This is a genomic window from Acidovorax sp. Root219, assembly GCF_001428665.1.
Taxonomy (GTDB): Bacteria; Pseudomonadota; Gammaproteobacteria; order Burkholderiales; family Burkholderiaceae_C; genus Acidovorax.
In genome coordinates, this window is the sequence record NZ_LMIJ01000011.1 from 770729 (window position 1) to 794516 (window position 23788).

At 67.3% G+C, this 23788-nt stretch carries 26 protein-coding genes; 20 read left to right on the forward strand and 6 right to left on the reverse strand.

The window, feature by feature from the left end; all coding sequences use genetic code 11:
• Positions 1-12 precede the first annotated feature (12 nt).
• The 3 genes from secD to ASE28_RS14235 are packed head-to-tail and all read left to right on the forward strand — an operon-like array spanning position 13 to position 5279.
• Positions 13-1899, forward strand: a complete 1887-nt coding sequence (gene secD / locus ASE28_RS14225; protein WP_057267097.1) for a protein translocase subunit SecD — start codon at positions 13-15, stop codon at positions 1897-1899.
• Positions 1900-1911: 12 nt separating this feature from the next.
• The gene (gene secF, locus ASE28_RS14230) at positions 1912-2868 is read left to right on the forward strand and encodes a protein translocase subunit SecF (protein ID WP_057267099.1); all 957 of its coding nucleotides are present in this window, start codon (positions 1912-1914) and stop codon (positions 2866-2868) included.
• 17 nt (positions 2869-2885) lie between these two features.
• Positions 2886-5279, forward strand: coding sequence for a DUF1631 family protein (locus tag ASE28_RS14235; RefSeq protein WP_057267101.1), 2394 nt, complete (start codon positions 2886-2888; stop codon positions 5277-5279).
• Positions 5280-5309: 30 nt separating this feature from the next.
• Here ASE28_RS14235 and dprA read toward each other — a convergent pair whose 3' ends face one another.
• On the reverse strand, positions 5310-6467 hold the full coding sequence (dprA, locus tag ASE28_RS14240; protein ID WP_057267310.1) for a DNA-processing protein DprA: 1158 nt from the start codon (positions 6465-6467) through the stop codon (positions 5310-5312).
• Between the two features lie 95 nt (positions 6468-6562).
• Positions 6563-7789 (reverse strand): LysM peptidoglycan-binding domain-containing protein, encoded by a 1227-nt coding sequence (locus tag ASE28_RS14245; protein ID WP_057200659.1) that lies wholly within the window; start codon positions 7787-7789, stop codon positions 6563-6565.
• A gap of 200 nt (positions 7790-7989) precedes the next feature.
• On the opposite strand from ASE28_RS14245, the gene def reads away from it, so the two are divergent.
• From def to ASE28_RS14305, 12 genes are all read left to right on the forward strand, one after another.
• The gene (gene def, locus ASE28_RS14250) at positions 7990-8496 is read left to right on the forward strand and encodes a peptide deformylase (protein ID WP_057200660.1); all 507 of its coding nucleotides are present in this window, start codon (positions 7990-7992) and stop codon (positions 8494-8496) included.
• Positions 8496-8990, forward strand: coding sequence for a hypothetical protein (locus tag ASE28_RS14255; RefSeq protein ID WP_057267103.1), 495 nt, complete (start codon positions 8496-8498; stop codon positions 8988-8990). The genes def and ASE28_RS14255 overlap by 1 nt, the downstream gene beginning before the upstream one ends.
• Positions 8991-9014: 24 nt before the next feature.
• Entirely contained in the window at positions 9015-10004 is a 990-nt protein-coding gene (gene fmt / locus ASE28_RS14260; RefSeq protein WP_057267104.1) for a methionyl-tRNA formyltransferase, read from the forward strand.
• A 65-nt stretch (positions 10005-10069) separates the two neighbouring features.
• Positions 10070-10834: an AzlC family ABC transporter permease gene (locus tag ASE28_RS14265; protein ID WP_235514324.1), complete on the forward strand. Its 765-nt coding sequence runs from the start codon at positions 10070-10072 to the stop codon at positions 10832-10834.
• A complete protein-coding gene (locus ASE28_RS14270; protein ID WP_057200664.1) occupies positions 10831-11166 on the forward strand; it encodes an AzlD domain-containing protein in 336 nt (111 codons plus the stop codon). Before ASE28_RS14265 ends, ASE28_RS14270 begins: the two co-directional genes overlap by 4 nt.
• An 85-nt stretch (positions 11167-11251) precedes the next feature.
• Positions 11252-12448: a phosphoglycerate kinase gene (locus ASE28_RS14275; protein ID WP_057267106.1), complete on the forward strand. Its 1197-nt coding sequence runs from the start codon at positions 11252-11254 to the stop codon at positions 12446-12448.
• Between the two features lie 137 nt (positions 12449-12585).
• Positions 12586-13410, forward strand: a complete 825-nt coding sequence (pyrF, locus tag ASE28_RS14280; protein WP_057267108.1) for an orotidine-5'-phosphate decarboxylase — start codon at positions 12586-12588, stop codon at positions 13408-13410.
• Positions 13411-13455: 45 nt separating this feature from the next.
• Positions 13456-14352 (forward strand): LysR family transcriptional regulator, encoded by an 897-nt coding sequence (locus ASE28_RS14285; protein WP_057267109.1) that lies wholly within the window; start codon positions 13456-13458, stop codon positions 14350-14352.
• A gap of 76 nt (positions 14353-14428) precedes the next feature.
• Positions 14429-15460 (forward strand): Bug family tripartite tricarboxylate transporter substrate binding protein, encoded by a 1032-nt coding sequence (locus tag ASE28_RS14290; protein WP_369818179.1) that lies wholly within the window; start codon positions 14429-14431, stop codon positions 15458-15460.
• Positions 15461-15465: 5 nt separating this feature from the next.
• Positions 15466-16467, forward strand: coding sequence for a succinylglutamate desuccinylase/aspartoacylase family protein (locus ASE28_RS14295; RefSeq protein ID WP_057267311.1), 1002 nt, complete (start codon positions 15466-15468; stop codon positions 16465-16467).
• Positions 16468-16585: 118 nt separating this feature from the next.
• Positions 16586-17338 (forward strand): tyrosine-protein phosphatase, encoded by a 753-nt coding sequence (locus tag ASE28_RS14300; protein WP_057200669.1) that lies wholly within the window; start codon positions 16586-16588, stop codon positions 17336-17338.
• Positions 17339-17456: 118 nt separating this feature from the next.
• Complete coding sequence (locus ASE28_RS14305; RefSeq protein WP_057267110.1) at positions 17457-18032, forward strand: hypothetical protein; 576 nt, start codon at positions 17457-17459, stop codon at positions 18030-18032.
• Between the two features lie 21 nt (positions 18033-18053).
• Here ASE28_RS14305 and ASE28_RS14310 read toward each other — a convergent pair whose 3' ends face one another.
• Entirely contained in the window at positions 18054-18569 is a 516-nt protein-coding gene (locus tag ASE28_RS14310) for a hypothetical protein (RefSeq protein WP_157421971.1), read from the reverse strand.
• 129 nt (positions 18570-18698) lie between these two features.
• Between ASE28_RS14310 and ASE28_RS14315 the strand changes: the two genes are divergently transcribed.
• A complete protein-coding gene (locus ASE28_RS14315; RefSeq protein ID WP_057267114.1) occupies positions 18699-19334 on the forward strand; it encodes a trans-aconitate 2-methyltransferase in 636 nt (211 codons plus the stop codon).
• 8 nt (positions 19335-19342) lie between these two features.
• Positions 19343-20089 (forward strand): tRNA-uridine aminocarboxypropyltransferase, encoded by a 747-nt coding sequence (locus ASE28_RS14320; protein ID WP_369818180.1) that lies wholly within the window; start codon positions 19343-19345, stop codon positions 20087-20089.
• An 11-nt stretch (positions 20090-20100) separates the two neighbouring features.
• Here the strand turns inward: ASE28_RS14320 and ASE28_RS14325 are convergent, their stop codons facing one another.
• Positions 20101-20298, reverse strand: a complete 198-nt coding sequence (locus ASE28_RS14325; protein WP_057267117.1) for a hypothetical protein — start codon at positions 20296-20298, stop codon at positions 20101-20103.
• A gap of 6 nt (positions 20299-20304) precedes the next feature.
• Positions 20305-20934, reverse strand: coding sequence for a hypothetical protein (locus tag ASE28_RS14330; RefSeq protein ID WP_057267119.1), 630 nt, complete (start codon positions 20932-20934; stop codon positions 20305-20307).
• A 153-nt stretch (positions 20935-21087) separates the two neighbouring features.
• On the opposite strand from ASE28_RS14330, the gene ASE28_RS14335 reads away from it, so the two are divergent.
• From ASE28_RS14335 to ASE28_RS14345, 3 genes are all read left to right on the forward strand, one after another.
• Positions 21088-21966, forward strand: coding sequence for a PA4780 family RIO1-like protein kinase (locus ASE28_RS14335; protein WP_057267121.1), 879 nt, complete (start codon positions 21088-21090; stop codon positions 21964-21966).
• 54 nt (positions 21967-22020) lie between these two features.
• Complete coding sequence (locus ASE28_RS14340; protein ID WP_057267123.1) at positions 22021-22524, forward strand: GNAT family N-acetyltransferase; 504 nt, start codon at positions 22021-22023, stop codon at positions 22522-22524.
• 69 nt (positions 22525-22593) lie between these two features.
• Complete coding sequence (locus ASE28_RS14345; RefSeq protein WP_057267125.1) at positions 22594-22845, forward strand: hypothetical protein; 252 nt, start codon at positions 22594-22596, stop codon at positions 22843-22845.
• A gap of 10 nt (positions 22846-22855) precedes the next feature.
• On the opposite strand, the gene ASE28_RS14350 is transcribed toward ASE28_RS14345, so the two are convergent.
• Positions 22856-23764, reverse strand: a complete 909-nt coding sequence (locus tag ASE28_RS14350) for a DMT family transporter (RefSeq protein ID WP_082608061.1) — start codon at positions 23762-23764, stop codon at positions 22856-22858.
• Positions 23765-23788 lie beyond the last annotated feature (24 nt).

Here is a 23788-nt window from a genome sequence, read left to right on the forward strand (position 1 = left end):
AAGAGCGCGATCATGAACCGATATCCGGTGTGGAAGTACGCGATCCTGGTGATCGTGCTGCTGGTGGGGACCCTGTACACCCTGCCCAATTTCTTCGGCGAGGCGCCTGCCGTGCAGGTGTCGTCCGCCAAACCCTCTGCCGTGAAGGTGGACACCTCCGTACTGCAGCGCGTGGAAGAGGCGCTCAAGGCGGCCAACATCACGCCGGTGTCGGTGAGCCTGGAAGGCAATTCCGTGCGGGCGCAGCTCGATTCGGTGGAGACCCAGGGCAAGGCCAAGGACGCAATCCAGAAGGTCCTGGTTCCCAACGAGTCCGACGTCTCCTACGTGGTGGCGCTGAACATGTTCTCGCTGTCCCCCAAGTGGCTGACCTCCATCCACGCCATGCCCATGTACCTGGGCCTGGACCTGCGCGGTGGCGTGCACTTCATGCTCCAGGTGGACATGCAGGCCGCACTGACCAAGAAGGCCGAGTCGTATGCCGGCGATCTGCGCACCCTGCTGCGCGACAAGAGCATCCGCCATGGCGGCATCAGCCGCGATGGCCAGACCGTCGAAGTGCGCCTGCGCGACGAAGCCACGCTCACGGCGGCGCGCAACCTCATCAGCGACCAGTTCCCCGACCTGGTGAGCACCAGCGTGCCGGACGGCAGCGAATTCAAGCTGCGCGCCAGCATCAAGCCCGAGGCCACGCGCCGCGTGCAGGAGCAGGCGCTCAAGCAGAACATGGTCACGCTGCACAACCGGATCAACGAACTGGGCGTGGCCGAACCCGTGATCCAGCAGCAGGGGCTGGACCGCATCGTGGTGCAACTGCCCGGCGTGCAGGACACGGCCAAGGCCAAAGACATTCTGGGCCGCACCGCCACGCTCGAAGTGCGCATGGTCGATGAGGGCACTGAAGCCCGCGCCGCCGAATCGGGCCGCGGCCCGGTGCCGTTCGGCTCCGAGCGCTACCCCGAGCGCAACGGCCAGCCCGTGGTGGTCAAGAAGCAGGTCATCCTGACCGGCGAAAACCTGACCGACGCCCAGCCCGGCTTTGATGGCCAGACCCAGGAGCCCACCGTGAACCTCACGCTGGACGCCAAGGGCTCGCGCATCTTCCGCGACATCACGCGCGAGAACATCGGCAAGCGCATGGCCATCGTGCTCTTCGAAAAGGGCAAGGGCGAAGTGGTCACGGCCCCTGTGATCCGCAGCGAAATCGGTGGTGGCCGGGTGCAGATCTCGGGCCGCATGACCACGGCCGAAGCCAACGACACGGCGCTGCTGCTGCGCGCCGGTTCGCTGGCCGCGCCCATGGAGATCATCGAGGAATACACCATCGGCCCGAGCCTGGGTGCCGACAACATCGAGCGTGGCATCCACAGCGTGGTCTGGGGCCTGGCGGCCATCGCGGCCTTCATGTGCTTCTACTACATGCTGTTCGGCGTGTTTTCCAGCATCGCGCTGGGGGTCAACGTGCTGCTGCTGATGGCCGTGCTGTCCATGTTGCAGGCCACGCTCACGCTGCCGGGCATTGCGGCCATGGCGCTCGCCATCGGCGTGGCCATCGACTCCAACGTGCTGATCAACGAACGCATCCGCGAGGAACTGCGCGCGGGCATGTCGCCGCAGGCGGCGATCAACACGGGTTACGAGCGCGCCTGGGCGACCATCCTGGACTCCAACGTGACCACACTGATCGCCGGCCTGGCCCTGCTCGCCTTCGGCTCCGGCCCGGTGCGCGGCTTTGCCGTGGTGCACTGCATCGGCATCCTGACCAGCATGTTCTCGGCCGTGTTCTTCTCGCGCGGCCTGGTGAACCTGTGGTACGGGCGCCAGAAGAAGCTCAAGAGCGTATCGATCGGCCAGATCTGGACGCCGGACGCCGATACCGCTGTGGCCAAAACGAACTAAGGGGCAACGGCCATGGAATTCTTCCGCATCAAAAAAGACATCCCCTTCATGAAGCACGCGTTGATCTTCAACGCGATCTCCTTCATCACCTTCGCGCTGGCCGTGTTTTTCCTGCTCACGCGCGGGCTGCACCTGTCGGTGGAGTTCACCGGCGGCACGGTCATGGAAGTGGCCTACAGCCAGCCGGCCGAGCTGTCCAAGGTGCGCGAGACGGTCTCGGCGCTGGGCTACCCGGACGTGCAGGTGCAGACCTTCGGCTCCGCACGCGACGTGATGATCCGCCTGCCCGTACAAAAGGGCGTGACGTCCGCGCAACAGAGCGAGGGCGTTCTGACGGCCCTCAAGGCAGCCGATGCCGAGGTGACGCTGCGCCGCACCGAATTCGTCGGCCCGCAGGTCGGCGAGGAGCTCGTGCACGGCGGCCTGATGGCGCTCGGGATGGTGGTGGTGGGCATCATGATCTACCTGGCCTTCCGCTTCGAGTGGAAGTTCGGGGTGGCGGCCATCATCGCCAACCTGCACGACGTGGTGATCATCCTCGGGTTCTTCGCGTTCTTCCAATGGGAGTTCTCGCTGTCGGTGCTGGCCGCCGTGCTGGCCGTGCTGGGGTATTCGGTCAACGAATCGGTCGTGATTTTCGACCGGATCCGCGAGGCCTTCCGCAAATACCGCAAGATGACGACGCACGAGGTGATCGACCACGCCATCACCAGCACCATGAGCCGGACCATCATCACCCACGCCTCCACCGAGGCGATGGTGCTGTCGATGTTCTTCTTCGGTGGCCCGAGCCTTCATTACTTTGCACTCGCGCTGACCATTGGTATCCTGTTCGGCATCTACTCGTCGGTGTTCGTGGCTGCGGCAATCGCCATGTGGCTGGGCGTCAAGCGCGAAGACCTGATCAAGACCACCACCACCAAAAAGGACGGCGATCCCAACGATCCCAACGCCGGGGCCACCGTCTGAACCGCTAATATTGGCGCATGCAAAACTCCCCTGCTCCCTCACCGCAGCGCCGCCTGGCACGCCTGGCACGCCAGCGGTTCGTCGAGGGGATGGGTGCAGGGATGGCGGAGCTGGACAAGACCGTCGCTGATTTCCTGGGCACCCTGATCGCGCAGACCGGTACCGCGCGCGAGATGCAGTCCCGGCGCGACACCTGGATGCTGTACCAGCAGTTGCATGCCAAATGGGTGTCTGCCACCACCCACGCCTGGCAGGAGGCGCTCGCGCCCCATGCCAGCGCGCGGCCTGGCCTGACGTCTTCGGCTGGCAGCAACAACAACCTGTCGTTCGAGCTGCTCAGCGACGACGTGGTGGAAAACAAGATCGTCGCCTCGCGCATGGCGCTGACCGTGGCCGAACAGGCGGGAGCGCAGTTCGATGCGCTGCGCCAGCGCACCCAGTCGCTGGAAGGCCAGGAGATCGACAGCAATGACATTCTGCGCCCCGAAACCATCTGCCTGCTGCTGGTGCAGCAGTGGGTGGATGCGGGGCTGCCGCGCACCGACCTGCTCATCGTGGTCGACCCCCTGCAGCGCGAACTGGCGAATGTGCTGCAAAAGCAGTACCAGGCCGTGAATGCCTTCTATGTGGAGCAGGGCGTGGCCGTGCCGTCCGACCTGCGCTCGCGTGTCAAGCGCACGGTAGGTGGCGCTACGGGCGGAGGTGGTGGCATGGGCGGCGATTCCGGTGCCGGTGGCCTGGCGTCGCAGGCGCTGGCCCAGTCGCGCGAGGCGATGGCTGCAGGCCGCCAGGCTGCGGCAGGCATGTACCCGCAACAGATGCACCCCCAGCACATGCAGGCGCGCATGCACCAAGGCCAGGGTTACCCCATGCCCCCTGGTGGCATGGGCATGGGCTTTGCGACCGGCATGACGCCGCTGATCCGGGCGCGCCAGCGCGCACAGGGCGTCATGGGCCAGCTGCGCCGGCTGCTCACGCAGCCGGCCACGGGCTTCGACATGATCAAGGCGCCGCCGGCTTCGGCCGCCCTGGCGCATGCCCTGTCGGCGCAGCGCGTGCAGGCAGACACCTACTACAGCGGCATCGCCACGCTGATGGAGGACTACAGCCCGGCGGCCGTGGTGCAGCTGGCCGGGGCCGTGCGCGAGCGCTCCACCGAGTTCAAGAACAAGGCCTCCACCGCCGGTGAAAAAGCCATCATCGAGGTGGTGGCCCTGATGTTCCAGAGCATCCTGGCAGAAGACCGCATCCCGCCCGCTGTGCGCGTATGGTTCGCGCGGCTGCAGGTACCGGTGCTGCGCGTGGCGCTGGCCGAGCCCGAGTTCTTCAGCAACCTGGACCATCCCGCGCGCCAGCTGATCGACCGCATGGGCGCCTGCGTGATGGGCTTTGACTCCACCAGCATCAACGGAAGCGCCCTGGAGGCCGAGATCCGCCGGGTGGTGCAGGTGATCGAGCAGTACCCGGAAACCGGCCGCCGCGTGTTCCAGCTGGTCTACGACGAGTTCGAGAAATTCCTCTCCAAGTTCCTTACCGAAAAGCAGGCCACTTCGCGCCTGGTCTCGGTGGCCCAGCAGGTCGAGCAGAAGGAAACCCTGGCCATTCAGTACACCATCGAGCTGCGCACCATGCTCAAGGACATGCCGGTGCGCGACGAGATCCGCGAATTCCTGTTCAAGACCTGGGCCGAGGTGCTGGCCCTGTCGGCCGTGCGCGATGGTGCCCAGCATGCCGACACCATCACCCTGAAGCGCACCGCCGCCGACCTGGTCTGGGCCGCCAGTGCCAAGCCCAACCGCAGCGACCGGGCGCAGGTCATCCAGAACCTGCCCGGCTTGCTGCAGCGCCTGCGGCAGGGTCTGGCGCTGATGGGCATCCACGATGCGCCGCAGGACGCGCTGATCAAGACGCTGACCGACACGCTGGCCGATGCCTTCCTGTCCAAGACCGCATCGATCCCGCAGGCGCACATCGACGCCATGGCCAAGCGCCTGGCCAATCTCGAGGATTTCATCAACGACGCCACGCTGGGCGACATGCCGCTCAATGCCGACAACATCGAGATGATGCTGGGCATCGATGCCTCGTCCATCCACGTGGTGGCCGACAACGGGGCCCCCGTGGACGAGGGCATGGTCGTCTGGGCCCAGGAACTCAAGCCCGGCACCTGGTACACGCTCGACCACAACGGCTCTTCGGCCCAGGTGCAGTACGCCTGGCAGAGCCAGCGCAAGCAACTGCACCTGTTCGCTGCGGTCGATGGCAGCAGCTACCTGATCCAGTTGCGGCGCCTGGCCGCCTACCTGCAGGCGGGCCTGCTCGTGGCACAGGACGAGGAAGGCATCACCACCCGTGCCACGCGCGATGCGCTGGCCAAGCTCGACGCCAATCCGGAACGCCTGCTGGGCTGATCTGTCTGCCCCGCCGCTTCGGCGCTGGGGTCAGGCGGTGCCCATGCGCTGAAACAGGCCGCCCGGCAAGCGAGCCACATCGCCCGACAGTTCCAATTCCAGCAGTTGCACCTGCAGACCCGCCGCATCCATGCCGGTGCGGGCCAGCAGGGCATCCAGGCCCATGGGGTCATAGCCCAGGGCCTGCAGCAGGGGGCTGTCCTGCCGCGGGTGCTCGCGGCCAAGGCCTTGCGGGCCAGAGGAGGTGGCCGCAGCGGGCAGGCTCAATTCCTCCAGCACGTCCTGGGCGGACTCCACCAGCTTGGCGCCCTGGCGGATGAGCGCGTGGCATCCCCGGGACTGGGGCGAGTGGATGGAGCCCGGGATGGCGAACACCTCGCGGCCCTGCTCCGCCGCCAGCCGGGCCGTGATCAGCGAGCCCGAGGCGAGGGCTGCCTCGACCACCAGCGTGCCCTGCGAAAGCCCGGAAATGATGCGGTTGCGCTTGGGGAAGTTGGGTGCCAGCGGTGGTGTGCCCAGTGGGTACTCGCTCACCAGCAGTCCCTGCCGGGCGATGCGGTGTGCCAGCGCCCGGTTGGCTGCCGGGTAGACCCGGTCCAGGCCCGTTCCCACCACGGCGATGGTCGCGGGGTGGTCTTCCTCCGGGCCTGCGCTCTCCAGTGCGCCCTCATGGGCGGCAGCGTCCACCCCCAGCGCCAGGCCGGAGACGATGGTGAGGCCGGCACCGCGCAAGGCCCTGGCGAACTGCCGGGCATGTTCCGCGCCCTGGGCCGTCGGATTGCGGCTGCCCACCACGGCCAGGCAAGGGCGTTCGCCCAGCGGCTGCTCGGATGACAGGCGTGCCGCAGGACCCATCAGGTACAGCAGCAACGGGGGATCATCGGTGTTCAGAAGGATGCGGGGATAGCCGACATCACCCAGCGTGAGCAGGGTCCGGGCGGCAGCCCCGGGCTCGGGCGCATCCTGCAGCCATTCCCAGGTGGTTTCCACCAGGTCGGCCAGGGTGGGCGGAATGGCGCGCAAGGCCTTGGCCTGGGCGGGGGTCACGCACTCCAGCAAGGCCGCTTCCGATTGCTCGAAGATGGCCTGCGGCAGACCGAACCGGGCCAGCAGAAGGCGCGCGGCGGCATTGCCTACGCCGCGCGACAGCGTCAGCCTGAGCCAGGCCTGCAACTCATCGTGGTCCATGGGCATGGCGTTGCCTGGATGGCTTCAGGGAGGGGGTTGGCGCCATCCTCCCGTGCACCTGGGCGATAGCACCCAGGTGGGGGAGGGATGGCAGTTCACTCCTGCGGGCTGACCAGCCGGTCGCCCACGCGCACGCCGGTGCGGATCTCCAGGATCAGCGCGTACGAGACCCGGTCGAAGGTGCGGAACACCATGGCCAGGCCATTGATCTCGCTGGGCAGCTTGACCATGGGGAGCTTGGGATCGGTCTTGTCCTTGATGGTGTCGCCCTTGGTCATCAGGCGCATCACATGGCCGACTTCCATGCCGTTGCGCGTGCCCAGGTTGATGGCCACCACCTGGTTCTGGCCCGCCGAGCCAGCCGAGGCCCCGGAGGCGGAGCTGCCGTAGATGGACACCACGCGGGCCTCGACACCGTCCTGGGGTGCACGGGGCACATAGCTGATGAATTCGCGTGCGGGCGCGGGCAGCAGCCGGTCACCGGCACGGATTTCTTCCTTGGCACCCGTCAGGTCCACGGTGGCGGGGACGTAGTCGGTCTGGATGCCGCCCTTGCCGTTGGAGGACTTCTCGAAGCTCTCGCCGCGCACCAGTTCGGCCTTGCCCAGGTACTGCGCTTCATACCCCAGGACCTCGCCGGTCTGGGGGTCCTTGAGGGCGACTGCATCACGGAACACGCGGAACTGGCGCGGCTCGCCCGGCTCCATCGTCAGCGGCGTGGCCGCGTCTCCGCGCACATAGGCGCGGTCGCCGCTGGCCATCAGCACGCGCTCTTCCACGGTCGCAATCACGCGCGGGGCGCGTTGCAGTACGCTCGCGTCCACCACCATCGGCTCCACGAGGAAAGGCTCGATCAGGTGCGGCTTGAGCGTCGGCAATGCCGTGCTGGACAGGCTGTCGCTGCGGGTGCTAGGGGATACGCGCACGGTGTCCGAGGATCCGCTGCCGCCCGGTGCCGTGGTGCGCAGGCGGGCAAAGCCACCGTCCTTGTCCAGGTACAGCGTCTGGCCGGGGAAGATCAGGTGCGGGTTGGGCAGGGCCTGCATGTTCATGCCCCACAGTTCGGGCCAGCGCCAGGCGCTCTTGAGGTACAGGCCGGAAATGCCCCACAGGGTGTCACCGCGCTTGACCACGTACACGTCGGGCGCATTGGGCGCCAGATCGGCCACGGGAATGCCGCGCTGCGACACCTCCTGCGCCTTGGCACGCTGCTGGCCGGAAACGGGGTGATTTTGCGCCTGGACCGGTGCGACGAGCAAAGCGCCTGCGGCCACGGTCAGGGCGCCCAGGGCGGTAAGCCGCGCGCTGGTGAATGCCGTCATGTTGTTCCTTTTCTGATGCATTGTGAAACGCCCCCTCACTGGCGTCCGCGCTGCACAGCACATGCAGGCAGTCGGACAAATACGTTACAAACCATCTGAGATTCTCTGCTCAAGCCCTTGATTCGGCAACGATTATTGAGTTGAGTATCTGCAGCATGGGGCAAAAGTGGCGAAAATAGCGACATCTATTACCCGATTCCATGGCAATTCTCCCCATTCTCTGTTATCCAGACCCCCGGCTTCACAAGGTCGCCCGGCCGATCGAGGCCGTGGATGCGCGCCTGAAGACCCTGGTGGCCGACATGCTGGCCACCATGTATGACGCCAATGGCATCGGCCTGGCGGCCACCCAGGTGGACGTGCACGAGCGCCTCGTGGTCATCGACGTCTCCGAAGGGCGCAACGAGCCCCTGGTGCTGATCAACCCCGAAATCGTCTGGGCCAGTGCCGAAAAGCACGTCAATGACGAGGGCTGCCTCTCGGTGCCCGGCATCTACGACGGGGTCGAGCGCCACGATGCGGTGCATGTGAAGGCGCTGGACGCCGAGGGCCAGTCGCGCACCATCGAGGCCGAGGGCCTGCTGGCGGTCTGCATCCAGCACGAGATGGACCACCTGCTGGGCAAGGTCTTCGTCGAATACCTATCGCCATTGAAGCGCAACCGCATCAAGACCAAGATGGTCAAGCAGCAGCGGGAGACCCGCTGATGCGTCCGCCCCGCCTCCTGCGCGGCGCCGCAGCGCTGGCGCTGGTGGCGGGCTTGGCCGCGTGCGCCGTGCCCTCGCGCGAGCCCCTGGGCACCCCGCGCGCCCAGGTCGTGGCGCACCTGGGGCCACCCACTGCGGTCCACGCCCTGCCGCAGGGCGAGCGCCTGCTGTATTCGCAGTTGCCTGCCGGCACCGAGGTGTACAACCTGGATTTCGACGCCACTGGCCGCCTGGTGCGCACCGAGCAGGTCCTGACCCAGGCCCGGCTCGAAAGCATCCCGCTGGACCAATGGACCCTGGCCGACCTGCAGCGCACCTTTGGCCCGCCGCTGCGCGTGGAGCGGGTGGCCCGCTGGGACGGTGACATCTGGACCTACCGCTTCAAGCAGGGGGCCGATCCGCGTTTTGCCCATGTCCATCTGGACCCTGCCGGCACAGTGCGCCGCATCGGCTTCACCGACGACATTCCCAATACCGACAAAGGACGAGACTGATCGTCTTTGTTGCAGAAAAGCCCCATGAACGTCATTTTTGCCGGCACGCCCGAGTTCGCCCGCGTGGCCTTGGAGCGCTTGCTGAAGGCCGGCTTCACCGTCCCTCTGGTTCTGACTCAGCCTGACCGCCCTGCCGGCCGGGGCATGAAACTGCAGGCCTCCCCCGTCAAACAGTGCGCCCTGGACCACGGCATCGCCGTGGCGCAGCCCAGGAGCCTGCGGCTGGACGGCAAGTACCCCGAGGATGCCGCCGCCGCGCGCGAGGCCCTGCTGGCCGCCCGGGCCGACACCATGGTGGTGGCCGCCTATGGCCTGATCCTGCCCCAATGGGTGCTGGACCTGCCGCGCCTGGGTTGCCTGAACATCCATGCCAGCCTGCTGCCGCGCTGGCGTGGTGCGGCGCCCATCCACCGCGCCATCGAGGCCGGGGATGCCGAGACCGGCGTCACCATCATGCAGATGGATGCCGGGCTGGACACGGGTGACATGCTGTTGACCGAACGCACGGCCATTTCCGTCACCGACACCACCGCTGCGCTGCATGACCGGCTCGCGGACCTGGGTGGACGGATGATCGTGGAAGCGTTGGAGATGGCCGCCTGCGGTGGCCTTGCCCCTGTGGTGCAGCCTGCCGAGGGGGTGACCTATGCGCACAAGATCGAAAAAGCCGAGAGCAGCGTCGACTGGTCGCTGCCGGCCCAGGCCATAGACCAGCGCATCCGCGCCTTCGATCCCTTCCCCGGTGCCAGCACCCGTCTGGGGGCTGAAACGATCAAGCTGTGGGGTGCATCGCCCGAGTCGATGGATGCACCCGCAGGTGCCGTGCCCGGGCAGGTCCTGGCCGCCGATGCTTCCGGTGTCATTGTGGCCTGCGGCATAGGCTGCCTGCGCCTGACCACCCTGCAGCGCGCAGGCGGCAAGCGCCTGGCGGCCGCCGATTTCCTGCGCGGTTTCGACGAGCTGCAGCCCGGCGCCGTGCTGGGCAGTGCCTCTGACGCCAGCGGCACGCCATGAGCACGCTGGCGCAGAAGGTCTCCCGCACGGTCCGCGATCCCCATTTCCGCCTGGCTGCCGTGGACATGGCGGGCACCTCCCTGGGCATTGCCGCCTGGGGCCTGGTGACCGGCGTGGCCATGGTCAAGAGCGGCATGTCCGTGTCGCTGGCGCTGTTCATGTCGCTGGTGGTCTATGCGGGCAGCGCCCAACTGGCCGTGATCCCGCTGCTTACCGTGGGAGCGCCGCTGTGGGTGATCTGGCTCACGGCCTCGTGCGTGAACCTGCGCTTCGTCATTTTCAGCAGCATGTGGCGCAGCTACTTTGCCCATCGGCCCCTGCGCGAGCGCTTGGCCATTGGCTACTTCAGCGGTGACGTGATCTATGTGGCCTTCATGAAGCGCTTTCCTGAGCCCAGGCCCCAGCCCGAGCAGATGCCTTACTTCTGGGGGGCGGCCACCACCAACTGGATCGCCTGGCAGGTGCCGTCCATCGCCGGCATCCTGCTGGCCAATGCCGTGCCGCTGTCCTGGGGCCTGGGCTTTGCGGGTGTGCTGGCGCTGCTGGGCGTGCTGCTGTCGCTGCTGTTCGACCGGGCCACCTGGCTGGCCACCGGCGTGGCGGCCACGGCCGCCGTGGCCGCCTTTGCATTGCCGCTCAAGCTCAACATCCTGGTGGCCATTGCGGCTGCCGTGGCGGTGGGGCTGATGATCGAGGCGGTGGACCGGCGCCGCAAGAACCGCCACCCCGAAATGTTGCTGGTGCCCGCCAACAGCGTCATGCCGCCCGAGGAGCGCCAGCACATGAAGGATGGCGACGTGGTGCCCCTGCGCGAGGAGCGCCACCCATGAGCGGCCACTGGATCGAGACCACCATCGCCATCCTTGGCCTGGCCATCATCACAGTGGTGTCGCGCGCCTTCTTCATGATCCCCGAGCGCGAGCTGCCCCTGCCCGACTGGCTCAAGCGCGGCCTCAAGTACGCACCGCTGGCCGCGCTCACGGCCGTGATCGCGCCCGAAATCCTCATGACCCAGGGCGAACTGCTCGACACCTTCAAGGACGCGCGCCTGCCGGCCGTGCTGCTGGCGAGCGCCTACTACTTCTGGAAGCGCGGCATCCTGGGCACCATCGTCGTGGGCATGGTGGTGTACCTGCCGCTGCACATCGGCTGGGGCTGGTAGGCCAGGGAGGCGGCAGGGGCGGGCGGGACGCCCGCCTAAAATGGCGGCCCTGATCTCAGTGCCCCCATCCAGGAATCCTTTTCGCATGAACATCCTCCGCTTTTCCGATCTGTGCGCCCAGGGCAAGGCCCAAGGCCAGCGCGTCTTCATCCGTGCCGACCTGAACGTGCCGCAGGACGACCGTGGCGCCATCACCGAGGACACGCGCATCCGCGCCTCCATCCCCTGCATCCAGATGGCGCTGGACGCCGGCGCCGCCGTCATGGTCACCAGCCACCTGGGCCGCCCCACCGAAGGCGAGTTCAAGCCCGAGGACACCCTGGCCCCTGTGGCCGCGCGCCTGGGCGAACTGCTGGGCCGCGAGGTGCCCCTGGTCTCCAACTGGGTCGACGGCGTCAGCGTGGCCCCCGGCCAGATCGTGCTGCTGGAGAACTGCCGCCTCAACGTGGGCGAGAAGAAGAACAAGGAAGAGCTGGCGCGCAAGATGGCCGCACTGTGCGATATCTTCGTGAACGACGCCTTTGGCACGGCCCACCGTGCCGAGGGCACCACCTACGGCATCGCCCAGTTCGCGCCCATCGCCTGCGCCGGCCCGCTGCTGTCGGCCGAGATCGACGCGCTGACCAAGGCCCTGGCCCAGCCCCAGCGCCCGCTGGTGGCCATCGTGGCGGGCTCCAAGGTGTCGAGCAAGCTCACCATCCTCAAGGCCTTGGCCGACAAGGTGGACCAGCTCATCGTGGGCGGCGGCATCGCCAACACCTTCATGCTGGCCGCGGGCCTGCCCATCGGCAAGAGCCTGGCCGAACCCGACCTGGTGGAAGAAGCCCGCGCCGTCATGGCTGCGATGAAGGCCCGTGGCGCCGACGTGCCGATCCCCACCGATGTGGTCACGGCTACGGCCTTCTCTGCCGATGCTCTCGCCACGGTCAAGGCGGCCGCCGACGTCGGTGCCGACGACCTGATCCTGGACATCGGACCCGAAACGGCCGCCCGCCTGGCCGAAAAACTCAAGTCGGCCGGCACCATCGTCTGGAACGGACCGGTGGGGGTGTTCGAGTTCGCTGCCTTCGAAAATGGCACGCGCGCGATTGCCGCTGCCATTGCCGAATCGCCCGCATTCAGCATTGCCGGGGGCGGAGATACTCTGGCCGCCATCGCCAAATACGGTATCGAGAAGCAGGTGGGCTATATCTCTACCGGCGGGGGCGCGTTTCTGGAAGTGCTGGAAGGCAAAACGCTGCCGGCTTTCGAGATATTGGAAAAACGCGCAGTTACAAATTAATGAATCTGGTTGCACTTATCGCGCGCTGAAAAAGGCCGTTTCGACGGCCTTTTTTTGCGCCCGTGCGAGGGGTTCGCAGGGATGAAGGCACCACCGCCAGCCCTTTCCCGGGTCGGGCCCGCCTAAAATCGGGCCCCATGACCTTTCTAGACATGCTGCGCGACGCATCCGCACAGAACAACTCCATGCTGTGCGTGGGCCTGGACCCCGAGCCCACCCGCTTTCCCGCCGCGCTCCAGGGCGATGCGCGCAAGATCTACGATTTCTGCGCTGCCATCGTCGATGCCACGGCCGACCTGGCCTGTGCCTTCAAGCCCCAGATCGCCTACTTTGCCGCCCACGGAGCAGAAGACCAGCTCGAACGCCTGATGCAGCACATGCGTGCCAACGCGCCGCATGTTCCGGTGATCCTGGATGCCAAGCGCGGTGACATCGGCTCCACGGCCGAGCAGTACGCCAAGGAGGCGTTCGAGCGCTACGGTGCCGATGCGGTCACGCTGTCGCCCTTCATGGGCTTCGATTCCATCGAACCCTACCTGGCCTACCACGGCAAGGGTGCCTTCCTGCTGTGCCGCACCTCCAACCCCGGGGGGGACGACCTGCAGATCCAGCGCCTGGCCAGCGTGGAAGGCCAGCCACTGCTGTACGAGCATGTGGCGCGCCTGGCCCAGGGCCCGTGGAACCGCAACGGCCAGCTCGGCCTGGTGGTGGGCGCCACCTACCCGCAGGAGATCGAGCGCGTGCGCGCCATCGCCCCCACGCTGCCCTTGCTGATCCCGGGCGTCGGTGCCCAGGGTGGCGACGCGGTGGCCACCGTGCGTGCCGGCCTGCGCGAGGGCGGGCCGATCATCGTGAATTCGTCGCGCTCCATCCTCTATGCCTCGGGCGGCGAGGACTTTGCCGCCGCGGCGCGCACCGAAGCCGAACGCACCCGGGCGGTGCTGGAAGCGGCCCGCGGCTGATCGCCCTGCGCGCCCCCGGCGCGCACTGACCGCAAGGATCCCTCGATGCAACTGAAGTGGCTGGAGGATTTCATCGTGCTCGCGCAGGAGCGCAGCTTCACGCGCGCGGCCGAGCTGCGGCATGTCACTCACCCGGCCTTCGGGCGGCGCATCCGGGCGCTGGAGGAATGGGCCGGAACCCCCCTGGTAGAAAAGGGTGGCGGCCCGGTGACACTGACCGCTGCCGGCAAGCGCTTCCTGGAGACGGCCGGCCAGATGGCGCGCAGCCTGGCCCAGTCGCACGAAGAAATGCAGAGCATGGCCGGGCGCACAGCGCGCACCGTGACCATCGTCACGGGCCGCACGCTGGCGCGCACCCTGCTGGCCGACTGGCTGGTACGGCTGCCGCGCGCACTGCACGCCAGCGAGCTGTGCATCCGCACCGGCTCCCTGGCCGAGACGGTGGCCCAGCTCGAACGCAGCGAGGCCGACTTCTCGCTGGTCTACCACCACACCGCCCTGGCCGTGCGGCTCGATGCCCGGCAGTTCAGCCACGTGACGGTGGCCAGCGACCGGATGGTGCCTGTGTCGCGCGCGACCACCCAGGGCCTACCGCAACACCGTTTTGACCCCGAAGGTCCCGCCACGGCCTACCTGGCCTATGCGCCACAGCTTGCCCTGGGCCGGCTGGTGGAGGACCACCTGGCCAACCACCCCCATGCGCCCCGACTGCAGCGCGTGGTGGAATGCGACTCGCCCGATGCCCTGTACGAATACACCTTGCGTGGGGTCGGTGTGGCCTGGCTGCCGTGGTCCCTGGTGCATGCCGACTGCAAGGCCCAGCGCCTGGCGCTGGCAGGCGATGCGCGCATGGAGGTGCGCTTCGATGTGCGCCTGTACCGCCCCAAGCGCCGATTGATGCCGCTGGCCGAGGCGTTCTGGCAGGCGTTCGCGCAACGCTGAGCGCAACTGCAGTCGAGCCAAGACGGCACGGATCGGTGCCATTTCGGCACCATGATGGCATGGCTACTTTCTCACAATGGCTTACATACCAAGCCCCAAACCCCACCCGATCAGGAGTCCCATTGTGAAAAACCCGACCCATTTCGCTCGCCGCACCGCACTGTTGTGTGCCCTGGCCTCCTGCTTCGCCGTGGCCCCGGCTCTGGCGCAGGACGCTTTCCCCTCCAAGCCGATCACCATCGTCGTGGGCTATCCGCCGGGCGGCAGTACCGACCTCACAGGGCGTGCGGTGGCGCAGGAACTGGGCGCCAAGCTGGGCGTGCCGGTGGTGATCGAGAACATCGGCGGAGCCGGCGGCTCCATTGGTGCCCAGAAGGTGGCCAGCGCCGCACCCGATGGCTACACGCTGCTGGTCGGTGCCAGCAACGAGATTGCCATCAACAAGCTGGTGACCAAGAAGGTCAAGTACGACGTCAAGGATTTCACGGCCATCGGTCTCGTGGCCTCCCAGCCGTTGGTGCTGGTGGCATCCACCGGTGCGGGCGTGAAAAACGTCGCCGAATTCACGCAGAAGGTGGCCAAGAGCCCTGGCAAGTACAGCTACGGCAGCTCGGGCGTGGGCACCTCGCTGCACCTGGCCGGTGAAATGGTCAAGGAGCAGGGCAAGCTTTTCATGGCCCACATCCCCTACCGGGGCGTGGCGCCGCTGACCAACGACCTGCTGGGCAACAACCTCGAGTACGGCGTGTTCGTGCTCTCCAGCGGCCTGCCCCACATCAAGAGTGGCAAGGTGATCGCGCTTGGCACCACCGAGGCCAAGCGGTCCGCTGCGACCCCGGATATCCCTGCCCTGGCCGAATCGCCCCAGTTCAAGAGTGTGGACATCGGCGTGTGGTTCGCCCTGCTCGGCCCGGCCAACCTGCCCAAGCCGGTGTTCGACAAGATCAAGAAGGCGCTCAACGAGACGCTGCAATCGCCCGACTTCCGCAAGAAGATGGAGGCCAGCGGCTCCACCGTGGCGGCCACGAATGTGAACCTGGACCAGTACTTGGCGGCCGAGGTGGCCAAGTACAAGAAAATCGTCGAGTTCGCCAAGATCGAGGAATGATGGGCATGACTGCAGTGACGACATCCCCGCAGCCCCTGGTCTTCGAACTGCCCGCGCCCGACATCAGCGCCTGGCGCGCGGGCAATACCGGCACCGAAGGCGTCTGGCACTTCGATTCGGGCCTGGGCGGCCGCCACGTGATGATCAGCGCCCTGGTGCATGGCAACGAGCTGTGCGGTGCCTGGGCCCTCAAGGGCCTGCTGGAAGCCGGGCTGCGCCCCGCACGCGGAAAGCTCACGCTGGCGTTCTGCAACCTCGAAGCCTTCGACCGGTTCGACCCGCTGAGCCACGATGCTTCGCGCTTCACCGACGAAGACCTCAACCGCCAATGGCTCGACGAGCGCATTGACGCTGGCGACACCATCGAGCGCCGCCGTGCCGCAGCCCTGCGCCCCTTCGTGGCCCAGGCCGACTGGCTGCTGGACATCCACTCCATGCACGAGCCCTCGGCGCCGCTCCTGCTCACCGGCATACAGCCGCGCAACCTGCAACTGGCGCGTGCCATGCGCTCGCCCGAGCACATCGTGGTCGATGCCGGTCACAAGGACGGCGTGCGCATGCGCGACTACGGGCGCTTCGGTCTGGGTGACGGGGATGGCGTGGGCCAGGGTGGGGACACCCGCTCCCTGCTCATCGAATGCGGCTTCCATGGAGACCCGGCGAGCCGCGCCGTGGCGCAGGACCAGTGCGTGCGTTTCATCGAACAGTCGGGTGTGCTCGATGCCGATGCGCTGGCCCGGCAGTTTCCCGGCTGGCGCCTGCCCGATGCGCCGCGCCAGTGGGCGCTCGAAGTCACCGGGCCGGTGGTGGCCACCAGCAGCGCCTTCCGCTTCGTGGAGCCCTACACGGGCCTGGAAGTGATCGCCAAGGCCGGTACCGTGATTGGCGACAACGACGGTGTGCCCGTCACCACGCCCTACGACGACTGCGTGCTGGTGATGCCCTCGGTGCGACAGGCGCGTGCGGGCGTGACGGTGGTGCGCTACGCGAGCCGCCGCGCACTTTAAAGGCCGCCCTCTCAGGCCGTGGTCCTGAGCCGCAGGGCTACTGCCTGCGCGACAGGCAGGGGGCCTGGGTGTCGTATAAGCTCAGGCACCCTCCCCAGCCCTTCCTGTCCGAACTGCCATGCAACAAGACCCCGCCCGTTCTCTTCCCATGGCCGGCGCCACCAACTTCCGCGATCTGGGCGGCTATGCCGGGCAGGGTGGCCGGACCGTGAAATGGCGCCGCATCTTCCGCTCCGACCACCTGGCCGGGCTGACCCCGGCCGACCAGGCCCTGCTGGCCGAACTGGGCGTGACCCGCGCCATCGACTTTCGCGGCAAGGCCGAGGGCGCGGCCTATGCCTATGCGATCCCCGGCGTGGCCTACCACCCGCTGGTCATCGAGCCCACCGTGGTGCAGCGCGCGCTGGAGCTGCAGGCCACCGGCCGTGCGCTCACCGCGCAGGACGCCGTGGTTCTCATGCAGGACACCTACCGCGGCTTCGTGCACGAGAACGCACCGCGCTTTGCCGAGCTGTTCCGCCTGCTGCTGGCCAGCGACGCACCCACGGTGTTCCACTGCACCGCCGGCAAGGACCGCACCGGCTTTGCAGCCGCCCTCATCCTGATGGCCCTGGGCGTGCCGCGCGAGACCGTGATGCAGGATTACCTGCTCACCAACAACCTCTACCGCCGCCCCGCCGGCATGGGCAGCCACGCGCCCGAGGAGGTGCTGGCCGTGCTGTGGCGCGTGCAGGAGGAATTTCTCGACGCTGCGCTGCACATGGTGGACCAGGACTATGGCGGCGTGCAGACCTACCTGGTGGACGTGCTCGGGGTGGATGCTGCGGCGCAGCGGCAACTGGTGGAGCAGTACCTGCAGCCTGCTGCGTGAGGGCCATCGGCTGCGCGGGAGTTCGTTACACGCGGATACTTGAGTCGCTCTCGCAGCCACTGCAGCGGTGGCATAGTGCACGACTTTCTCGCTGACCGACTCTCGAAAGAATCTCCGAATGAATTTCCGCAAGCAATGCCTGCGTGCCGGCCTGGTCCTTGCCCTGTCGTTTGCCGCCCTGTCCCCGGTGGCCATGGCGGCGCAGACCGACGCCGAGCGCCAGACCGTGATCATGTCCATGTTCAAGGAAGGTGCCGTGCTGACCGAAGAGGTGCACCGTGAATTCTGGTCCGGCCTTCAGGACCCCGAGGCCGCAGTGAGCCGCAGCGCCATGGAGCGCGTGGCCTTTGCGCTCAAGAACAACATCGAGCTCGAGCGCGCCACCGTGGTGAGCTACAAGGCCAGCATCAAGCAGCGCAAGCCGGTGGTGGACAAGAGCTACGAGTCGGCCCTCAAGACGCGCCTGGAGATGATGCGCATGCGCAACCTGGCCACCGACTCCGTGCTGGCCCGGGACAAGGAGTTCCGCGATTCGCTGGTGGCCGTTTCCAAGGGCAAGCCCGTGGAGACCAACGGCACCAAGATCACCATGACCAACGAGCTTATCGACCAGGCACTGGTGCGGCTCGAAGCCTCCTATGCGCGGCTGGAACGCCTGCTCAATCCCGTCTGGACGGCCTCCCCGGGCAAGTAGCAACAGGCGCCAGGCCCTGTTTCAGCGCGGCATGGACGCCGCTCTCTGGGCCTCTTGGGCCTCTCGGGCCCATTGCGGCTTCGCCGCCCTCACCGCTTCGGTGAAGCGATCCACCGTGGTGCCCACGTTGCGCATCGAGGCCAGCAGGTCCTTGTCTCGCTCGCCACTGCGCGCCAGGGGCTCCAGTCCGTCCACGTAGATGCGCACGGCGTGCTGCATGCAGTCGGGCATGGGTTCGGTCAGGAAATACTGGCGCAATTGCAGATGCAGGTCGCGCATCCGGCGCATGGTGGCAAGAGGGTCCGCCGCCTCGGTATCGTGTGTGCTGGTCAGGTGTTCCACGGCCGCGAAATTGTCTCCGATGCGGGCGCGCCAGACCCGCAGCTGGCGAGTGTCCTCGCACGAGAAGGCCTGGGCCGCGTTCGCAGGCGGTGGCCTGGAGCAGGCGGCCAGCAGCATCAGCGACCACACCAGCAACAAGAGCGTGCAGTGCCTCGCAATGGACAGGTGCGGGGAGCGGCAATTGATCAGGTGCATCGGCGGTCAGGCGTGATCCATGAAGGGCTGTGTCCCATTGTGCCGTGGCGCAGGGAGTGCGAACCACGGCGGGTGGCCACCCTCGGCGATACTCCAGCGCAAGGCGGTCCCTCCGCCAAGGAACAAGGAATGGCAGTGACATCTGCAAGCAGTGCAGGCCAGAGCGCCGACGCCGATGGTTTCGATGCGGCGTACTACGAGCGCTTTTACTTCAACAAGAAGACCAGCGTGGTGGACCCCGCACACACCGAGCGGCTTGGTGCCTTCGTCTGCAGCTACCTGCAGTACCTGCGCGTGCCGGTGAAACGCGTGCTGGATGTGGGCTGCGGCATCGGCCTGTGGCGCGACCTGGTCGCGCGCCACTTTCCGCAAGCGACTTTTCACGGCGTGGAATTCAGCGAGTATCTGTGCGGCCGCTTTGGCTGGGAGCAGGGCTCGGTGGTCGACTACAAGGCGCGCACGCCCTACGACCTGGTGATCTGCCAGGGCGTGCTGCCCTACCTGAACGAGACCGACGTGCAGACGGCCCTGCGCAACCTGGCCCGGCTCAGCCGCGGTGCCCTGTACGTGGAGGCGGTCACGCGCGAAGACTGGGAGCAGGACATCGTGGACGAGACGCTGACCGACCCGCGCATGTTCCGCCACCCTGCGCAGCTGTACCGCCGCACGCTGGCCGAGGGCTTCACCGAGCTGGGTGGCGGTGTGTGGCTGAGCCCCAAGACCGAGTTGCCGCTGTTTGCGCTTGAGCACGCGGGCGGCCAGTGACGGCTGCCATGCCCGTGCCGGCGATGCCCCACGCCGTGTCGCGCCTGCGTGCGGCGCGCCTGGCGCGTGCGGCCAAGCCTTTTCTCGCCCGGGGCGGACCGCGCGGCGAGCGCTGCCCGGGCTGCCGCCTGGTGCCCAGCCACTGCCTGTGCGCTCTGCGTCCGTTGCTCACTCCGCAGGCAGGCGTGTGCCTGCTGATGGCCGACATCGAGCCGCTCAAGCCCAGCAACACCGGCTGGCTGATCGCCGACGTGGTGGCCGACACCTGGGCCTTCGGCTGGGCGCGCACCGAGGTCGACCCAGCCCTGCTTACCCTGCTGGCCGATCCGCAGTGGCAGCCCTGTGTGGTGTTTCCCGGCGAGTTCGTGGCGCCCGAGCGCGTGGTGACGGCGGTGGAGTCGGTGCAGGGCGGCAGGCGCCCGCTGTTCATCCTGCTCGACGCCACCTGGCCCGAGGCGCGCAAGATGTTCCGCAAGAGCCCTTACATTGATGCATTCCCGGTGCTCAGCCTCGCACCCGAGCAGCTCTCGCGCTACCGCCTGCGCCGCTCCACGCGCGAAGACCATTTCTGCACTTCCGAAGTGGCCGCGCTGTGCATGGAGCTGGCGGGTGAGACCCACGCCGCGCAGACGCTCGAGGCCTACCTCGACGTGTACACCAACCACTACCTGCAGTCCAAGCACCAGTTGCCCGTGGACCTGGGCGACGAGGTGCACCAGCGCCTGGAGACGCTGCGCCTTCCAGCGCGGGCCTGACTCGCCAGCCTTTACTTCGTGGCGCTTGCAGCGGTGCTGCGCTCCTTGACCGACTGGGCAATGCCGTCGGGCTGCAGGTAGGCGCTGCACGACTCGTACAGCGCAAACTTCTTTTCTGCCGAGGATCCGACAAGTTCAGCCGAGACGAGGGGTGCCGACTTTTTGAGCTCGTCCCTATGGAAGCTGCCTTCTGCGGGATACAGCTCCACGGCAGCTTAGAGCATGGCCGCGGCGGCGGTGCGCATGCCCTCCTGCTTGCCTTTGGCCACCGTCAGCGACAGCCCGTTGAACACATTGCCGCAGCGGATCAGCTCGATGGCCACCGCCTTGCGCGCGCCATCGGCCTGTGCCGGGGCACCCATGCCATAGGTGCCATCAAGGTACGCCCATTCGTCCAGCGGCGGCATGTTGGCCGTGCAGGCGCCCTGGTAGGTGCCCAGAAAGGCGTTCTTCATCTCCAGGTCACCCGCAGCGTCTGCCATTCGGCTGTCGATGACGATCTGCTCGCTGTTGGCATGCACGGTGAACTGGTACTGGTGCCGGGCGTCCTTGCTGCGCGGGTCCGTGCACGCGGCTTTCCAGGTCTCGTGGCCCACCATGGGCTTCGCCGATTCGGTGACGGTGCAGTCCATGCCGCGTTCCTTCATCGCCAGCTTCCAGGTCGGGGCTGTGAGCTGGTCCATCTGCTTGCGGCTGACGCAGACTGCCGCAGTGCCGGGCGCTTGGGCATAGGCCCCCTCCCGGAACCCCGGTGCCGCATGCGACGCCAAGGCCAATGCCGACAGGCCTGCGAGCACAGCGCCCTGCCATGCCGGGCTGAAAAAGGGGATCGCGAAATGGTGCACGGCGTGGTGTCCTGGAGGTGTCTGGCGGTGGGCGGTGTGCAGCGATTGTCGTGCACGGCCAGGCCGCTCCGTGGGGCCGTTGGGACGGCGGGAGCAAGGGCTGCTGCCTGCCCGGCGACAATGGGGAGGTATCCCATCTTCAGCACAGGCCCGATGAAAGCACCCCCCAGACTCCAGTCCCTCATCGAGGAAGGCCTGATCGACACCGTGGTCCGCCAGCTCATGAGCGGCAAGGAGGCCATGGTCTTCGTGGTGCGCAGCGGCGACGACACGCGCTGCGCCAAGATCTACAAGGAGGCCAACAACCGCAGCTTCCGCCAGGCGGTGGACTACACCGAGAACCGCAAGGTCAAGAACTCGCGCTCGGCCCGCGCCATGGCCAAGGGCAGCAAGTTCGGCCGCCAGGAGCAGGAGGCCGCCTGGCAGAGCGCAGAGGTGGATGCCCTCTACCGCCTGGCCGCTGCCGGGGTGCGCGTGCCGCAGCCCTACAACTTCCACGATGGCGTGCTGCTGATGGAGCTGGTGACCGACGCGCACGGCGATGCGGCGCCGCGCCTGAACGACGTGGCCTTCACGCCCGAGCAGTCCCGGGCCCACCACGCCACGCTGATCGCCGAGGTCGTGCGTATGCTCTGCGCGGGCGTGGTGCATGGCGATCTGTCGGAGTTCAACATCCTGCTGGCGCACCTGCCCGGTGCCGATGGCGAAGAAGGCTTGGACGGCCCGGTCATCATCGACCTGCCGCAGGCCGTGGACGCGGCCGGCAACAACCATGCGCCGCGCATGCTGATGCGCGACGTGGCCAACCTGCGCGACTTCTTCGGCCAGTTCGCGCCCGAGCTGCTGGCCACCCAGTACGGCCCCGAGATCTGGAGCCTGTACCAGAGCGGGCTGCTGACCAACGAGACGCCGCTCACCGGCATCTATGCGCCCGAGCACACCGATGTGGACATGCAGGGCGTGCTGCGCGAGATCGAGGACGCTCGCGCAGAAGAGACGGCGCGCCGCCTGCGCATGGCGACACCGACTTAGGGACCGGCCTCGGGCACAATCGGCGCCCCTTGCCATTTGTTAGCCCTCGCCGCCATGCCCATCCACATCCGCCACTTCCACCCGGGCGACGCACCTGGATTGCGTGCCCTGTTCCATGCCGCCGTGCATGGACTGACCGGCGCGCAATATTCCCAGGAGCAGCGTGATGCCTGGGCGCCAATGGCGTACGACCTGGAGCAGTGGACCGCACGGCTACAGGCCAACCAGCCCTTCGTTGCTGAAGCCGCATCGGACACCGGCACGGACATCGCCGGTTTCTCCGACCTGCAGGCCACGGGCTACATCGACCATTTCTTCGTTTCCCCGGCCCATGCGGGCCAAGGCGTGGCGCGTGCACTGATGGCCCACATCCACGCCCAGGCAGCGTTGCGCGGCATTGGGCGCCTGTGGGCCGACGTGAGCCTCACGGCCGAGCCGTTCTTCGCACAATGCGGTTTTGCAGTGGAAATGCGCCAGCAGGTGGAGCGCCGTGGCGTGGTTCTGGCCAATGCGCGCATGGCCAAGATGCTGCAAGGCGCCGGTGCGGTGGGACAATAGCGGGGTTGGCCCTGCCCCGGTGCCCCACTTTTCTACCACCCCCCATTCCAAGAACGGCAAGGCTTTCCCATGAACAAACCCCACGAACGGCAGACCGAGCTCAAGCCCATGGACCTGTGCGATTCCTGCAAGGGCATCCAGCGCAACTGGCGCCGCGCCCCCGGCCACGCCGAGCTGGTGCAGCGCGGCAACCGCAAGGAAGACCGCGACCATGGCCAGGTCACGTTCACCCGCTACCAGTGCGACCGCTGCGGCACCGCCTGGGAGTATGAGAACGACAAGACCAACCTGCACGCAGGCTGGTCCGTTGTAGGGCGCTGAGCGCGCGTCTTCAATCCCCGGGCCCCCGCGCCGCGGGCAGCGAGGCCAGCAGCAGGGCCGCCACCACGCAGCCCAGGCCCAGCCACTGCCAGCTGCGGATGGATTCACCGAGGAACACCACCGACAGCAGCAGCGCCGCTACCGGCAGCCACACAGTAGCCAGCGATGCGCGCACGCCACTGGTGCGGGCGCTGCCCGCGTACCACAGCAGAAAACCGCCCACGGTGGGCACCCAGGCGTAGTACAGCACCCCGGCCAGCGCAGGTACCGTGAAGGTGGAGGGCGATGCCTGTGCCACCAGCCATGCCGGCAGGGCCGAGAGCAGCAAACCCCCCGCCGACATCAGCGTGGACAGGGCCAGCGCCGGGATGGGCTGCGACAACCGCTTGTTGGCCAGGATGAACACCGCCTCGCAGGCTACGGCCGCCAGCACCAGGGCAATGCCCGCCAGCCGGGTGCTGGCGCCTCCAGGGGGTGCGCTCTCGGGCGCCAGAGCCACGGCCATCACCCCTGCGGTGGCCAGTGCAATGGACAGCACCAGCCTGAGGCCCGTCCGCTCGCCCAGCAGCAGTGCCGAGAACAGGGCGGCCGCCGCAGGCAGCGTGCCCGCCACGATGCCCGCATCCGAGGCACTGGCGAGTGACACCCCGAGGATCAGCAGCACCGAGTAGCCCACGCTGCCCGCCGCCGCCTGCACGGTGAGCAGCAGCGCATCGCGCCGGCCTACCCGTGGCAGCCGCTGGCCGTGCCAGCGCATCAGCGCCAGAAACACCGGCAGGGCCAGGGCATGGCGCAGCACGGTGGCCTCAAAGGGCTCGATGTCCTGTGCGATGACCTTGCTGACCACCACCGTGCTGCCCACCAGCACCATGGCCAGGCTGCACAGCAGCTGGCCTTTCCATGATTCCGAGATTCCCATCGCATACCGCCTTGCCTGTGTTGT